This is a genomic window from Streptomyces sp. NPDC047117 (assembly GCF_040643545.1).
GTDB lineage: Bacteria > Actinomycetota > Actinomycetes > Streptomycetales > Streptomycetaceae > Streptomyces.
This window is the reverse complement of the sequence record NZ_JBEYUN010000005.1, coordinates 346,860-359,612: the sequence shown is the minus strand read 5'-3', so window position 1 is coordinate 359,612 and position 12,753 is coordinate 346,860. Positions and strand designations below refer to the sequence as shown.

11 protein-coding genes are annotated in these 12,753 nt (G+C 72.5%); 7 read left to right on the top strand and 4 right to left on the bottom strand.

What is annotated here, in order from left to right:
- Nucleotides 1-29: 29 nt before the first annotated feature.
- The gene (locus ABZ840_RS12295; RefSeq protein ID WP_361557466.1) at nt 30-1,343 is read right to left on the bottom strand and encodes a 6-phospho-beta-glucosidase; all 1,314 of its coding nucleotides are present in this window, start codon (nt 1,341-1,343) and stop codon (nt 30-32) included.
- A gap of 137 nt (nt 1,344-1,480) precedes the next feature.
- Here ABZ840_RS12295 and ABZ840_RS12290 point away from each other — a divergent pair, with 137 nt between their 5' ends.
- The 4 genes from ABZ840_RS12290 (at nt 1,481) to ABZ840_RS12275 (ending at nt 5,758) form a co-directional block, all read left to right on the top strand.
- On the top strand, nt 1,481-2,653 hold the full coding sequence (locus ABZ840_RS12290) for a PfkB family carbohydrate kinase (RefSeq protein WP_361557463.1): 1,173 nt from the start codon (nt 1,481-1,483) through the stop codon (nt 2,651-2,653).
- Nucleotides 2,654-2,917: 264 nt separating this feature from the next.
- Nucleotides 2,918-3,925 (top strand): PhoH family protein, encoded by a 1,008-nt coding sequence (locus ABZ840_RS12285; RefSeq protein ID WP_361557460.1) that lies wholly within the window; start codon nt 2,918-2,920, stop codon nt 3,923-3,925.
- 11 nt (nt 3,926-3,936) lie between these two features.
- The gene (gene ybeY, locus ABZ840_RS12280) at nt 3,937-4,434 is read left to right on the top strand and encodes an rRNA maturation RNase YbeY (RefSeq protein ID WP_052869606.1); all 498 of its coding nucleotides are present in this window, start codon (nt 3,937-3,939) and stop codon (nt 4,432-4,434) included.
- 4 nt (nt 4,435-4,438) lie between these two features.
- Entirely contained in the window at nt 4,439-5,758 is a 1,320-nt protein-coding gene (locus ABZ840_RS12275; protein WP_361557457.1) for a hemolysin family protein, read from the top strand.
- Nucleotides 5,759-5,951: 193 nt separating this feature from the next.
- Here the strand turns inward: ABZ840_RS12275 and ABZ840_RS12270 are convergent, their stop codons facing one another.
- The gene (locus tag ABZ840_RS12270) at nt 5,952-7,346 is read right to left on the bottom strand and encodes an MFS transporter (RefSeq protein ID WP_361557763.1); all 1,395 of its coding nucleotides are present in this window, start codon (nt 7,344-7,346) and stop codon (nt 5,952-5,954) included.
- A gap of 179 nt (nt 7,347-7,525) precedes the next feature.
- On the opposite strand from ABZ840_RS12270, the gene ABZ840_RS12265 reads away from it, so the two are divergent.
- From ABZ840_RS12265 to era, 3 genes are all read left to right on the top strand, one after another.
- Nucleotides 7,526-8,395, top strand: a complete 870-nt coding sequence (locus tag ABZ840_RS12265) for a helix-turn-helix transcriptional regulator (RefSeq protein WP_361557454.1) — start codon at nt 7,526-7,528, stop codon at nt 8,393-8,395.
- Nucleotides 8,396-8,571: 176 nt separating this feature from the next.
- Nucleotides 8,572-8,910, top strand: coding sequence for a cytidine deaminase (locus ABZ840_RS12260; protein WP_361557451.1), 339 nt, complete (start codon nt 8,572-8,574; stop codon nt 8,908-8,910).
- Nucleotides 8,911-9,027: 117 nt separating this feature from the next.
- A complete protein-coding gene (era, locus tag ABZ840_RS12255; RefSeq protein ID WP_361557448.1) occupies nt 9,028-9,966 on the top strand; it encodes a GTPase Era in 939 nt (312 codons plus the stop codon).
- A 63-nt stretch (nt 9,967-10,029) separates the two neighbouring features.
- Here the strand turns inward: era and ABZ840_RS12250 are convergent, their stop codons facing one another.
- Together ABZ840_RS12250 and ABZ840_RS12245 are read right to left on the bottom strand one after the other, a co-directional pair.
- The gene (locus ABZ840_RS12250) at nt 10,030-11,292 is read right to left on the bottom strand and encodes an MFS transporter (RefSeq protein WP_361557445.1); all 1,263 of its coding nucleotides are present in this window, start codon (nt 11,290-11,292) and stop codon (nt 10,030-10,032) included.
- Nucleotides 11,289-12,674: a GH1 family beta-glucosidase gene (locus tag ABZ840_RS12245; RefSeq protein ID WP_361557442.1), complete on the bottom strand. Its 1,386-nt coding sequence runs from the start codon at nt 12,672-12,674 to the stop codon at nt 11,289-11,291. Before ABZ840_RS12245 ends, ABZ840_RS12250 begins: the two co-directional genes overlap by 4 nt.
- Between the last annotated feature and the right edge of the window lie 79 nt (nt 12,675-12,753).

The following is a 12,753-nucleotide window of genomic DNA, read 5'->3' as shown; positions in this document are numbered from 1 at the left end:
CCCGCCCAGCCGCTCGGCCCGTCGGTCGCTCAGCCCGTGGCCCGCTCCAGGATGCGGGCGGCCACGGCGGGGGAGTCGACCAGCGGGTGCAGCGCGAGGGCCCGTAGCGCCGCCTCACGGTCCTTGAAGACGGCCGCCTCCACGGCCGCCCGCTCCACCGCCTTCAGCTGGAGCATCAGCCCCAGCTGGTCCTCGCGGAGCGGCGCGCACGGCAGCGGGGTGGCGCCGTCCGACCCCACCTCGCACACGGTCTCGATGATCGCCTCGGGGGCGAGCGCCGGAACGGTCGTACCGTTGCGCACGTTCAGGATCAGCCGGGTCCGCCGGTCGTCGGCGATCGCGTGCATCAGGGCCAGCGCCACCCGGTCGTACCCGCCGCCCTCCAGGTCGCAGCTGTCGCGCTGCCAGCCGCCGCTGGCCTCCCGGCTCTCGGCCATGTACGTCTCCTCGCGCTCCAGGCGCGTGCGCTCCCACAGCCCGTACGCGTCCTCCGGGCGCTGCGCCGCCGCCTCGAAGAAGCCGCCCTGCTGCCGGTCGAGGAAGGCACCGCGGGGCTCGTCGCTCTCCGCCACGGAGGCGAGCGTCTCGCGGCGGAAGTAGTAGTAATGCAGGTACTCGTTGGGCAGCGCCCCGAGGGCGTGCAGCCACTCCGCCCCGAAGAGCCGCCCCTCCTCGAACGATCCGAGCGCTTCGGGGTCGGCGAGCAGCCCCGGAAGCAGATCGCGGCCGTCGCCGGCGGTCAACGAGCGGAGCCAGCCGAGATGGTTGAGCCCCACGTAGTCGTACCGCACCGCGTCCGGGTCGGCGCCCGCCGCGCGTGCGGCGCGCCGCACCAGGCCGACCGGCGAGTCGCAGATGCCGATGACCCGGTCGCCCAGCACCTCCGCCATCGCCTCGGTGACCATGCCCGCAGGGTTGGTGAAGTTGATGACCCAGGCGTCCGGCGCCAGCGCCGCGGCGCGCTCGGCGATCCGCAGCGCCACGGGGATGGTGCGCAGCCCGTAGAGCACGCCGCCCGCGCCCACCGTCTCCTGGCCGAGCACGCCCTCGGAGAGCGGGATCCGCTCGTCGGCGACGCGGCCCGCCGTACCGCCGACGCGGATCGCGGAGAACACGAAGTCCGCGCCGCGCAGGGCGTCGTCGAGGTCCGTGGCGAGCCGTACCTTCACCGGCTTCTCGCGCCCCGCCGCCTGCTGCTCCAGGACGGCCGCGATCACCCGCAGCCGGTTGGCGTCGGTGTCGTACAGCGTCACCTCCGTCACGGCGCGCGTGGGATCGTCGAGCAGCGCGCGGTGGACCAGCGGTACCCGGAAACCGCCGCCACCGAGAATCGTGAGCCTCATGGGCCGGAACGTACCGCACGCGGGAGCAGGACCGGCCCACCGCACGAACGTGGACCCGAACCCGCCCCGCCGGCGGCCGCGCGGCCCCGTCATCCGGCACACTGGCGTGACGCGCACGGACGAAAGGGGCAGGCAAGGTGAGCGCTCAAGACGGAGAACGGTTCGCTCCCACGAGTCCCGTGCCGACGGTGCTCGACCCGCTCGCCGCCGTCCGCGGGCCGCAGGACCCGGCCACGGACGTCTACCTCACGGGCACGGTGTTCCTCGACGTCATCTTCACCGGGCTGGACTCGGCGCCCGTCCGCGGCACCGAGTCCTGGGCGCGCGGCATGGGTTCGAGCCCCGGCGGGGTCGCCAACATGGCGACGGCGCTGGCCCGGCTGGGCCTGCACACCTCGCTGGCGGCGGCCTTCGGGGACGACATGTACGGCGAGTACTGCTGGGACGCGCTGCGCCAGGGCGAGGGCATCGACCTGTCGATGTCGCGGAAGGTGCCCGGGTGGCACTCGCCGGTGACCGTCTCGATGGCGTACGAGGGCGAGCGCACGATGGTCTCGCACGGGCACGAGGCGCCGCCCCCGGAGTCCGCTTTCGACGGCGAGCACGCGCCCGGCTGCCCGCCCCCGTCCCGCGCCTGCGTGGCCTCGCTGGTGCCGGGGCGCCGCGAGGGCTGGCTGGGGTGCGCGGCGGGGCGCGGTGCCCGCATCTTCGCGGACGTGGGCTGGGACGACACCGGACGCTGGGATCCGGCCGACCTCGCCGACCTCGAACACTGCGAGGCGTTCCTGCCGAACGCCGAGGAGGCGATGCGGTACACGCGTACGGACTCGCCGCAGGCCGCCGCCCGTAAGCTCGCCGACCTGGTGCCGGTCGCGGTGGTCACGATGGGCGCGCGGGGCGCCTGCGCGGTGGACGCGCGGACAGGGGAGAGCGCCGAGGTGCCGGCGATCGCGGTGGAGGCGCTGGACCCGACAGGCGCCGGCGACGTCTTCGTGGCGGGCTTCGTGACGGGCACGCTCGCGGGGTGGCCGCTGGCCGACCGGCTGGCGTTCGCGGGGCTGACGGCCGCGCTGTCGGTACAGGAGTTCGGCGGGTCCCTCTCGGCGCCCGGCTGGTCGGAGATCGCCACGTGGTGGCAGCAGGTCCGCGATCACCACACGGACGCGCTGGAGGGCACGGGGAACGGCGACCGCGGCGTCCTCCCGCTGCGCGAGCGGTACGCGTTCCTGGAGGGCGTCCTCCCGGCCGCCTACCGCCAGTGGCCCCTGGCCCGAGCCCTCCCGACGATCGGCTTTCGCCGTACGAGGTGACGGCACCGACGACGGATGCGACGGGACCGCGACAGCGACGGCGGATGCCCGCCGGGCCTTCTGGGTAACCCCTGAGCAAGGGGGCGACGTCCGTTCGATTCGCCCCGAGAGCGAGCGGCCCGCGCCCTCCCCACGGGGCCGTCATCGGGGCGCCGCCAAAAGTTCTCCGTCGATGTCGGTGCCGCGTCGTACCCTGGACGTGCTCAGGAGAGCCGCAGGCATCGCTACGTAGAAATGGGGATCAGCAGGCCACAGAGCCGGCCCATGACGCAGACACCCACCAATCAGCAGGCGCGCGCCCAGTTCACCGTCCCGCCCAAGCACCCCATGGTCACGGTCCTGGGGTCGGGGGACTCGTTGCTGCGCGTGATCGAGAACGCCTTTCCGGCGGTCGACATCCACGTCCGTGGCAACGAGGTCAGCGCGGTCGGAGATCCCGCGGACGTCGCGCTGATCCAGCGCCTGTTCGACGAGATGATGCTGGTGCTCCGCACCGGACAGCCGATGACGGAGGACGCAGTGGAACGCTCGATCGCCATGCTGCGTTCGGCGGAGGACGGCGAGAGCGGGACGAGCGAGACCCCGGCAGAGGTGCTCACGCAGAACATCCTCTCCAACCGGGGCCGTACGATCCGCCCGAAGACGCTGAACCAGAAGCGGTACGTCGACGCCATCGACAAGCACACCGTCGTCTTCGGTATCGGTCCCGCCGGTACGGGCAAGACCTACCTCGCCATGGCCAAGGCGGTGCAGGCCCTGCAGTCCAAGCAGGTCAACCGCATCATCCTGACCCGGCCCGCGGTCGAGGCGGGCGAGCGCCTGGGCTTCCTGCCCGGCACGCTCTACGAGAAGATCGACCCGTATCTGCGCCCGCTCTACGACGCGCTGCACGACATGCTCGACCCCGACTCCATCCCGCGCCTGATGGCCGCCGGGACGATCGAGGTCGCGCCGCTGGCGTACATGCGCGGCCGGACGCTGAACGACGCGTTCATCATCCTCGACGAGGCGCAGAACACCAGCCCCGAGCAGATGAAGATGTTCCTCACCCGGCTCGGCTTCGATTCGAAGATCGTGATCACGGGTGACGTGACGCAGATCGACCTGCCCGGCGGGACGAAGAGCGGTCTGCGCCAGGTGCAGGAGATCCTCGAAGGCGTCGAGGACGTCCATTTCTCGCGCCTCACCAGCACCGACGTCGTCCGGCACAAGCTCGTGGGCCGTATTGTCGACGCGTACGAGCAGTACGACAGCCGCAACGGAAAGCACTGAGCAGAGCAACGATGGCAATCGACGTCAACAATGAGTCCGGTACGGACATCGACGAGCAGGCGGTCCTGGACGTCGCCCGCTACGCCCTCGCCCGGATGCGCATCCACCCGCTGTCCGAGCTGTCGGTGATCGTCGTCGACGCCGAGGCCATGGAGCAGCTCCACATCCAGTGGATGGACCTCCCGGGCCCGACCGACGTGATGTCCTTCCCGATGGACGAGCTGCGGCCGCCGGCCAAGGACGAGGAGGAGCCCCCGCAGGGGCTCCTCGGCGACATCGTCCTCTGCCCCGAGGTCGCCAAGAAGCAGGGCGAGGACGCGCCTACCGGGCACTCCATGGACGAGGAGCTGCAGCTGCTCACCGTCCACGGCGTCCTCCACCTCCTCGGGTACGACCACGAGGAGCCGGACGAGAAGGCCGAGATGTTCGGCCTCCAGGCGGCGATCGTCGACGGCTGGCGGGCCGAGCGCGGCATCGAGGGCCCGTCCCCGGCGCCCACCACCCGGTGACGCGGTGTCCGCCCAACTGATCGCCGTCGCGGTCCTCCTGGTCGTGGTCGCGTGGCTCGCCGCCTGTGCGGAGGCGGGCCTCGCCCGTACGACCAGCTTCCGCGCCGACGAGGCCGTACGGTCGAACCGGCGCGGCGCCACGAAGCTTGCGGCTGTCGCCGCGGATCCGACGCGTTACCTCAATGTCGCCTTGCTGGTGCGGGTCGGCTGCGAGATGGCCGCCGCCGTGGTCGTCACCTTCTGGTGCGTGCGGCGGTTCGACGAGACATGGGAGGCGGTGACCGTCGCCATCGCGGTGATGGTGCTCGTCTCGTACGTCGCGGTCGGCGTCTCGCCGCGTACGATCGGCCGGCAGCACCCCTTGAACACGGCGACGGCCGCCGCGTACGTCCTGCTGCCGCTCGCCCGGATCATGGGGCCGATCCCGCAACTGCTGATCCTGCTGGGCAACGCGCTCACCCCGGGCAAGGGCTTCCGCAAGGGCCCCTTCGCCTCCGAGGCCGAGCTGCGCGCCATGGTCGACCTCGCGGAGCAGGAATCGCTGATCGAGGACGACGAGCGCCGCATGGTGCACTCCGTCTTCCAGCTCGGCGACACGCTCGTGCGCGAGGTCATGGTGCCGCGTACGGACCTGGTGTCCGTCGAGCGGTTCAAGACGATCCGCCAGGCGCTGACGCTGGCGCTGCGCTCCGGCTTCTCGCGCATTCCCGTGACGGGCGAGAGCGAGGACGACGTCGTGGGCGTCGTCTACGTCAAGGACCTCGCCCGCAAGGTGCACATCAGCCGCGACGCGGAGACGGAGCTGGTGTCGACGGCGATGCGGCCCGCGGTGTTCGTGCCGGACACGAAGAACGCGGGTGACCTGCTGCGGGAGATGCAGCGCGACCGCAACCACGTTGCGGTCGTCATCGACGAGTACGGGGGCACGGCCGGGATCGTCACGATCGAGGACATCCTCGAAGAGATCGTCGGCGAGATCACCGACGAGTACGACCGCGAACTGCCGCCCGTGCAGGAGCTGGGCGACGGCCGCTACCGGGTCACCGCCCGGCTGGACATCGGCGACCTCGGCGAGCTGTACGGCCTGGAGCTGGACGACGAGGACGTGGAAACGGTCGGCGGGCTGCTGGCTAAGCGGCTGGGGCGCGTACCGATCGCCGGCGCGCAGGCGGAGGTGGATCTGACGGAGAATGCCGTCGATCCTGTGCTCAAGGCGCTTCGGCTCACGGCGGAGTCGCCGGCGGGGCGGCGGAACAAGATCGTTACGGTGCTCGTCGAACCGGTCGGCGCGGGGGCGCCTGGCGCGCCGGGGGGCGCGGAGTAGCCCGCCCGTACGTTGCCGGGTGCGGCGCCGTTGCGCCTGCGGCGGGCGTTGCCGCTGCGCGGGGCTTGGCGTTACGGGGTCGGGCCTCCGCGGTAGGGGGTCCGGACTGCTTCGCTTTACGTCCGGACCCCCTACCGCTACGACCCGCCCCCTCCCGCCGGTGGGTGGTGGAAAGACAGCACGTCCCTCCGGCTCATACCGTGCGGGTGCGCCTGCGGAGCCCGAAGGTGACCAGGACGGCTACCGTCAGCACGATGGCCGCGTCGGCCGCCAGGCCCAGTCGGACGCCGCTGAGGGTGGCCGCAGAGAAGTCGGCCCCGTTCGCCTGCGCCGAAGTCACGCGTGCGGAGGCCAGGGCGCTCAGCAGGGGGATCCCTACCGTCATGCCGATCTGCTGGGCGCTGGTGACCAAGCCCGTGGCCAGGCCTTGTTCCTCGTCTCGGAGGCCCGAGGTGGCCGTTACTCCGTAGGAGACGATTACCCAGAGGTGGCCCAGGGAGGCGAAGGTGACGCCTGCCATGGCGAGCCATGCCGAGGACGCGCCCGTGCCCAGGCCCAGGAGGGAGGCCGTCAGGGCTGCCTGGACGAGTAGGCCGGTCACGAGGGTGGGGCGGGCGCCGTAGCGGGCTATCAGGCGGGGGGCCATGATGCCGGCGAGTGCGGAGACGATGCCCTGGACGCCGAAGATCAGGCCGGTGCGGAACGGTGAGAGGTGCAGTACCTCCTGGAGGTAGAGGGTCAGGAGGAAGACGACGGTGCTCATCATCGAGACCGTCGTGAGGCCTGCGAGGTTGCCGAAGGCCACCGTCGGGCGGCGGAGCATGGGCAGGGAGACCAGCGGTTCGGGGGAGCGGGCCTCGATGAGGACGAAGGCGATGAGGAGCGCGAAGCCCGCTACGAGAGTGAGCAGGACATCCGCGTGGGCGAAGCCGTTTGTTGCGGCTGTGGAGAGGGCGTAGATCAGGGCGAGGAGGCCGCCGGTGACGGTGACCGCGCCCGGTACGTCGATCCGGGGGCGGTCCGGGCGGCGGCTCTCGGTCAGGAGCGTGGGCGCCAGGGCGAGGATGCCCGCGCCGGCCACGGCCAGCAGGCCCATCGTCGAGCGCCAGCCGAGGGAGTCGGTGAGGACGCCGCCGAGGACCATGCCGACGGTGAAGCCCAGGGAGAGCAGGGTGCCGCTGATGCCCAGGGCGCGTTCGCGCTGCGGGCCCTCGGCAAAGGTGGTGGTGAGCAGGGCCATGCCGGTCGGCACGATGACGGCAGCACCGACGCCCTGCAGTGCGCGCCCGGCCAGGAACACGGCGGGCGACCAGGCCACGGTGGCCAGGACGGAGGCCGCGGCGAAGAGCCCGAGGCCGGTGAGGAAGAGCCGGCGGCGGCCGTAGAGGTCGGCGATCCGGCCGGAGAGCAGGAGGAAGCCGCCGGACGGCAGGGCGAAGGCGGTGACCGCCCACTGGAGGTCGGCCTGGCCCATGCCGAGGTCCCTGCCCAGCACCGGGAGCGCGACGTTCAGGATCGAGAAGTCCAGGGCGACGATGAACTGCGCGGCGCAGAGGATGAGGAGGGTGAGCCGGTCCCGGCCGGACATGCCGGCGGCGGGAGCGGACACGGCCGCGGGGGACGGCGGGGCGATGGTCTCGGTTGGCATGGACCGAGCCTCGCCGTACGGAATAGCCCGTGGGGAGCGGCGACTTATCGTGGTGTTCGCACCACCAGCCAGGGACCAGGGGGAACGGCGTGTCGGAGCCCGGTACGAGTGTGCGTGCCATGCGGGAGGACAAACCGCGGCGGCGCGAGGAACTGCGCGACTTCCTGCGGGCGCGCAGGGCAAGGGTCAGCCCGGCCGAGGCGGGGCTGCCCGACGGTGGCCGCCGCCGCACGCCGGGGCTGCGCCGCGAGGAGGTCGCGGTACTCGCCGGGGTCGGCGCCTCCTGGTACCAGTGGCTGGAGCAGGGCCGCGACATCAGCGTCTCGCCGCAGGTACTGGACGCGGTGGCGCGGGTGCTGAAGCTGCGCGACGCCGAGCGGCGCCATCTCTACGTACTGGCCGGGCTCAACCCGCCGCTGCCGCGCTCCGAGTACGACGGCGATCCGATCTGCGAGGGCCTCCAGCGGATGATCGACGCGTGGCTGCCGTTCCCGGCGCACATCATGGACCCGTACTGGAACACCGTCGCGTACAACGAGGCGTCGCGGCTGGTGATGGGCCACGGACAGCCGGGCGTCTCGCCGAACTGCGTGATCGCCTACTTCACCGATCCGGTCTACCGCTCCCGCGCGAAGAGCTGGGAGCGCATCGCGCCCCAGGTAGTCGCCCAGTACCGCGCGGCCTGCTCGGAACGCCCCGGCGACGAGGGCTTCGCGGAGGTCGTGCGGGAGGCGTCGGCGGCCAGCGAGGACTTCGCCCGCCTATGGGCCCAACAGGACGTCACGGTCGGCGGCCAACTCCCGAAGGAAATGGAACACCCCCTGGTGGGCACCCTCCGCTTCGAGTCCACACAACTGCGAGTGCCGTCCCGGCAAGACCTGACCGTGGTGATGCACAACGCCCAGCCCGACGACGAGACAGAGGCGAAGCTCCTCCGCCTCCTCTCCCCAGCGGGACGCCGCGGGGGAATGTACTCGGTAGCCGGCTGACGCACGCACCCCGTCTTTCCACCACCCACCCCCGTAACGCCAAGCCCCGCGCAGCGGCAACGCCCGCCGCAGGCGCAACGGCGCCGCACCCGGCAGTGTTCAGGCCCCCCGCCGCAGGCGAACCGCGCCGCACCCGGCAAATCACAGTCGCCCCGCGCAGCGATAAGGTCGGCCACATGAGCGAAAGCGAAGACCGCAAGATCGTCACCCTCGCCCGTTCGGCCCGTGCCAGGAACGGTGTCGCCGAGGGTGCGGCCGTGCGGGACGAGACCGGACGTACGTACGTCGCGGGCACCGTGGCCCTGGACTCCCTGAAGCTGTCCGCCCTGCAGACGGCCGTCGCGATGGCCGTCGCCAGCGGTGCGCAGTCCCTGGAGGCCGCCGCCGTGGTCACCGAGGCGGCGACCGTCGCCGACGCGGACCGGGCCGCCGTCCGGGACCTGGGCGGCGCGGAGACGCCCGTGCTGGTCGCGGGCCCCGACGGCGCGGTGCGCGAGACCGTCAAGGCGGGCTGACCACCGCAGCCCGCTCGGACCACCGGCCCGGCCGACCCGCCGCCCGTGGTGACCACCGGACCGGTCCGACCGGCCCGGTGGTCGGTGTCATGCCCGCGATCGGGGAGAATGGGCGCCATGAGCGTTCGTACAGACTCCTCCGCCCCGTACCGCGCCGGCTTCGCGTGCTTCGTCGGCCGCCCGAACGCGGGCAAGTCGACGCTGACGAACGCTCTCGTCGGTACGAAGGTGGCCATCACCTCCAACCGGCCGCAGACCACCCGGCACACCGTCCGCGGCATCGTGCACCGCCCGGACGCGCAGCTCGTCCTCGTCGACACCCCGGGGCTGCACAAGCCGCGCACGCTGCTGGGCGAGCGGCTGAACGACGTCGTGCGGACCACCTGGGCCGAGGTCGACGTGATCGGGTTCTGTCTGCCCGCCGACCAGAAGATCGGTCCTGGTGACCGGTACATCGCCGGTGAGCTGGCGGAGGTCAGGAAGACGCCGAAGGTCGCCATCGTGACCAAGAGCGACCTCGTGGACTCCAAGACGCTCGCCGAGCAGCTGCTCGCCATCGACAGGCTCGGGCAGGAGCTCGGGATCGAGTGGGCCGAGATCATTCCGGTGTCGGCGGTGGGCGACAGCCAGGTGGGGCTGCTGGCCGATCTGCTGGTGCCGATGCTGCCCGAGAGCCCGCCGCTGTACCCGGAGGGCGACCTCACCGACGAGCCCGAGCAGGTCATGGTCGCGGAGCTGATCCGCGAGGCCGCGCTCGAGGGCGTACGGGACGAGCTGCCGCACTCCATCGCGGTCGTCGTCGAGGAGATGCTGCCGCGCGAGGACCGGCCCGCGGACAAGCCGCTGCTGGACATTCACGCCTTCGTCTACATCGAGCGGCCCAGCCAGAAGGGCATCATCATCGGCCCCAAGGGCAAGCGCCTGAAGGAGGTCGGGATGAAGTCGCGGAAGCACATCGAGGCGCTGCTCGGTACCCCGGTCTATCTGGATCTGCACGTGAAGGTCGCCAAGGACTGGCAGCGGGACCCGAAGCAGCTGCGCAAGCTCGGCTTCTGAGGCGCGCCAGGCCATTGAGGCAGGCCACTGAGGCAGGCCACTGAGTCAGGCCGCTGAGGCGCGTCACGCCACGCCCCGGATGCGGCGTACGAAAAGTGCGCCGGCCAGGCCGACGACCGCGGCCGTCAGGTACAGCGCGGGGTAGCCGCCCAGGTGGCGGACCACCGGGGCCGCCAGCGCCGGGGCGATCACCTGGGGCAGTGAATTGGCGATGTTGATGATGCCCAGGTCCTTGCCGCGGTCGGCGGCGGCCGGCAGGACGTCCGTCATGAGGGCGAAGTCGACCGAGGTGAACACGCCGAAGCCGATGCCCAGCGTCGCGGCGGCGACCAGCGCGCCGGGCCAGGTCTGCCAGCTCGCGAGCAGCACGGTGGCCACGGCCATCAGCACCCCGGCCCACAGCACGAACGGCTTGCGGCGGCCCACGCGGTCCGACCAGTGACCGGCCACCACGACCGTGGCCAGCAGCAGGGCGCCGTTGACGGCGGTCAGGAGCAGGACGCCGCTCTCCGGGTCCGGGTGGTGGAGCGCGTCGCGCAGGTAGTACAGCAGGTAGAGCAGCACCAGTGAGTTGCCGAGGTTGATCAGGAAGCGGGTCAGCCAGGCCCAGGCCAGGTCCGGGTGGCGGCGCGGGCTGAGCCGGAAGCCGTGCAGGAAGGCGCGCCATACGAAGGGCGGGCGGTGGTCGGCCGGCAGTACCGGGTCGCGGTGGAGCAGGACGTACGGGAGCGGCGCGAGCAGCGTGAAGGCGGCGCAGGCGAGGTAGCCGGCGGAGATGCCGCCGGCCGCGGTGGCGAGTCCGGTACCGGCGAGGATGCCGAGGATCTGGGCGACGCCCAGCCAGCCGCCGACCGCGCCGCGCTGCCGGCGCGGCACCCGGTCCGGCACCGCGGCGGTGAGGGCGGCGAACGCGGCGCTCAGCGCGAGCTGCACCAGGCACCAGCCCAGCAGCATGACGGGCCAGGTGCCGGCCGCCGACAGCAGTACCAGTCCGCCCGCGCCCCCGGCGACGCCGCCCACGATCCAGGGCCGCCGGCGGCCGAAGCGGGACGCCGTACGGTCCGAGACCGCGCCGAAGACGGGCGTGGCGGCCAGCGCGACGGCGGCGCCCGCGCCCGTCACCCAGGCCAGTACGGATTCCTTGGCGGTGCCCGGCGGCGCCAGCTCGGCGGCCTGGAGTGCCAGGAGGATCTGCAGAGGGCCGAACCAGCCGACCCACAGCGCCCCGTTGGCGAGGGAGAGGGCGCCCGTCCAGCCGCCGCCGACCCGTTCGGCGGGCTCGGCCAGGGCGTCCGCAGTCGCCGCCGGGCCCGCCGCCGGTCTCACCGCTGGGCCCGCAGCGCGTCCCGCAGCCAGTGGAAGGACGCCTTCGGGGTGCGGGCCAGGGTGGCGTAGTCGACGTGGACCAGGCCGAAGCGCTGCGCGTAGCCCTCGGCCCATTCGAAGTTGTCGAGGAGTGACCAGACGAAGTAGCCCCGGACATCCACCCCGGCGGTCATCGCCTCGTGCAGCGCCCGCAGGTGGCCGTCGAGGAAGGCGATCCGCTCGTGGTCCTCGATGCCGTCGTACGAGCAGCCGTTCTCGGTGATGACGACGGGCGGCAGGGCGGCGGCGTAGCGGTCGTGGAAGGTGGTGAGCAGCTCGGTCAGCGCCTCGGGGACGACCGGCCAGCCGAAGGCGGTACGGGGGCGGTCCGTGATCTCGCGGGGCGCGAAGGGCAGCTCGGGCGGCAGCGGGATGCCGCCGAGGTCGGTGGTCGGGGCCGCCGGGTCGGGCGCTCCCACGCGCGTCGGCTGGTAGTAGTTGATGCCGTACCAGTCCAACGGCTGGGAGATGACCTTCAGGTCCTCCGCCACCGGGCCCGGGAGCAGCGCGGCCAGCTCCTCGTCGGGGTAGCGGCCGAGCAGCAGCGGGTCGGCGAAGAGGCGGTTGAGGAGGAGGTCGTAGAGGTCTGCCGCGTCCCGGTCGGCCTGTGCCTCCGAGGCCGGCCAGGTCGGGCCGTGGGAGTTGGCGATGCCGACGCTGTCGGCGCCGCGGGCCCGGAGCGCCTGGAGCGCGAGGCCGTGCCCGAGGAGCTGGTGGTGGGCGGCGGGCAGCGCGTCGAAGAGCAGCTTCCTGCCCGGCGCGTGCACGCCCAGGCCGTAGCCCAGCAGGGTGACCTCGGCCGGCTCGTTCAGGGTGATCCATTGCGGTACCCGGTCCCCGAGGCGGGCCGCGACCACGTCCGCGTACGCGGCGAAGGCGTGCGCCGTGTCCCGTGCGAGCCAGCCGCCCGCCTCCTCCAGCGGCTGCGGGGTGTCCCAGTGGTAGAGGGTGGGGAGCGGCTGCACCCCGGCGGTCAGCAGCTCGTCGACCAGCCGGTCGTAGAAGTCCAGGCCCGCCGCGTTGACCGGGCCCGTGCCGCCGGGGAGGACGCGGGGCCAGGAGACCGAGAAGCGGTACGCGCCGGCGCCGAGGTCCGCGAGCAGGCCGACGTCCTCGCGGTAGCGGTGGTAGTGACCGGTGGCGACGGCGGAGTCGGAGCCGTCCTTCACCCGGCCGGGCACGGCCGTGAACGCGTCCCAGGACGACCGGCCGCGCCCGTCCTCGTCCACCGCGCCCTCGATCTGCTGCGCCGAGGTGGACACGCCCCACAGGAAGTCCGCGGGGAAGCGGGGGAGGGAGGGGAGGGGGCCGGGCGACGGGTGGTGCGGGGGCGGCGGCGTCATGGGCGGGATCTTCTTGACCCTTCAGTAACGTGTCAAGGGCGCGGGCGGAGCCGCCGGCCCGCACCCCTGGCACGCGTCG